Source organism: Mesorhizobium sp. M7A.F.Ca.ET.027.02.1.1 (genome assembly GCF_004022985.1).
Lineage (GTDB): Bacteria > Pseudomonadota > Alphaproteobacteria > Rhizobiales > Rhizobiaceae > Mesorhizobium.
In genome coordinates, this window is the sequence record NZ_RZOL01000634.1 from 1 (window position 1) to 2255 (window position 2255).

The 2255-nt window shown below is 58.5% G+C and carries 1 protein-coding gene and 2 pseudogenes; all 3 read right to left on the reverse strand.

What is annotated here, in order from left to right; genetic code table 11:
- A pseudogene (locus tag EN749_RS39205) lies at nt 1-98 on the reverse strand (adenosine kinase); the annotation flags it as partial.
- A gap of 105 nt (nt 99-203) precedes the next feature.
- Nucleotides 204-1400, reverse strand: a complete 1197-nt coding sequence (gene metK / locus EN749_RS34450; RefSeq protein ID WP_128364848.1) for a methionine adenosyltransferase — start codon at nt 1398-1400, stop codon at nt 204-206.
- A 53-nt stretch (nt 1401-1453) separates the two neighbouring features.
- Nucleotides 1454-2255 (reverse strand): annotated as a pseudogene (glyA, locus tag EN749_RS34455) (serine hydroxymethyltransferase); the annotation flags it as partial.

Genomic DNA, 2255 nt, shown 5'->3' on the forward strand with positions numbered 1-2255 from the left:
CCCTTGATGATGCCGTTGGTCTCGAGGAATTCCTCGTCGCACTGGGCGATGATGTCGACAATGGCATTGCCGATGCAAAGCACGTCATAATCCGGCATCAATGTCTCCGCGATGAACCCGCCGGCTTCTGCCATGTCGGCCGGGTGCTGATCTGGCGAGTTGGCCTGATCTTTCCGCTTGCCAATCCATTTCGGCGCGGGCCATCACGCAGCTGCGAGTCCCGCCTCGCGACGCAAGTCGTCGACTCTGTCCGTCCTCTCCCAGGTGAACTCAGGCTCTTCGCGGCCGAAGTGCCCGTATGTCGCGGTCTTGCGGTATATCGGGCGTAAGAGATCGAGCATCTTGATAATGCCCTTAGGTCTGAGATCGAACAGCTCAAAAATGAGGCGCTCGATCCTTTCTTCCTCAATCTTCCCGGTCCCGAAAGTGTTGACCATGACAGAAACTGGACTGGCCACGCCGATAGCGTAGGCAAGCTGCACCTCGCAGACGTCCGCAAGTCCGCTAGCAACGATATTCTTCGCGACATACCGGGCCGCATAGGCCGCCGAGCGGTCAACCTTGGATGGATCCTTGCCCGAAAAAGCGCCGCCACCGTGACGCCCCATACCACCGTACGAATCGACGATGATCTTGCGTCCGGTGAGCCCGCAGTCGCCGTGCGGCCCACCCACTACGAACCGCCCCGTCGGATTGACCAGAATTCTGATATCCTTGGTGTCCAGGTGGCTCGGCAGGACGGGCTTTATAATTTCCTCAATGACGCCCTCGCGGACCGTCTCTTGAGAGACCTGCTCATCGTGTTGTGTCGACACGACGATGGTATCCAGTGCGATCGGGCGCAAGCCCTCATAGCGCACCGAAACCTGGGATTTCACGTCAGGACGCAGCCAGCTAAGCTGTCCTGCCTTCCGGACCTCCGCCTGCCTTTTCGTCAAATGGTGAGCGAGCTGGATCGGCAAGGGCATCAGTGTATCGGTCTCGCGGCATGCGAACCCGAACATCAGGCCTTGATCCCCCGCTCCCTGCTCGAGATCCTGCCCTCGACCCTCGTCAACGCCCTGGCTAATGTCGGGTGACTGCTCTGTGAGAGCCAGAACGACGGCGCAACGCCGACCATCAAAGCCGATGGCATCATCATCGTATCCAATATCGAGTATCGTATCGCGAGCAACTTGGCTGTAGTCGACCCGCGCATTACTGGTAATCTCGCCAGCGAGAACGACCATCCCTGTCTTCACCAACGCTTCATAGGTCTTCACCAACGCTTCACAGGCGACGCGCGCCTTCGGATCTGAGCGGAGGGTTGCATCGAGGATGGCATCCGAGATGTTGTCGGCCAACTTATCCGGATGACCCGCGCCAACCGATTCGGAAGAGAACACGAACTGTCTAGCCATGAAATGCCTCGCTTCGGGTGTGGAGTTGTATGCAGCATTTTGATGAGCTCGCCTTACGTGTCGGTGATGCCCGGCACCCCGAACGCAGCGCAGAAGTCGGCGACGTCTCTTCGCACGCTGGTGTGAACATCCGGATCGTTGGGCTGGCGGCAGACCAAGTCGATGAAAGCAGCTATCTGCACCATTTCCCCCTCGCGCATGCCCATGGACGTCACTGCTGGCGACCCCAAGCGAATTCCGCTTGTGACCGCCGGGTCGCGCGGGTCGCCGGGCACCATATTGAAGTTCGTAATGATGCCTGCCTTTGCCAATCGCTCGGCGTAGGCCTTGCCTGACAGCGGTCGATCACGCAGATCGAGGATCAGCATGTGATTGTCAGTCCCCCCGGTAACCAGGTCATAACCTCGCTCAAGAAGCGCCTGGGCCAGAGCCTTGGCATTCTTGACAGTCTGGTGACCATAGCTACGGAAGGCCGGGTTCGCGGCTTCCTGCAAAGCGACAGCTAGCGCAGCGATAACATTCACATGAGGCCCTCCTTGCAGTTGAGGGAAGACCGCGCGATCTATCCGTCTGGCGAGATTGTATTTGCTCTTTGGATGGTACAGGGCCTGATAACGATCTTCGTTCCTCGACAAAATGAAGCCACCGCGGGGACCGCGAATCGACTTGTGAGAGGTGCTGCTGACGACGTCGCAATGTCGCACGGGATTCGGGTGCGCTCCTGCGACAATAAGGCCACTGATGTGCGCGATGTCGGCCACCAGATAGGAGTTCGTCTCCAAAGCGATTTCTGCCATCGCCGCGTAGTCAAAGATACGGGGATAAGCAGTACCGCCAACCCAAATGAGCCGAGGC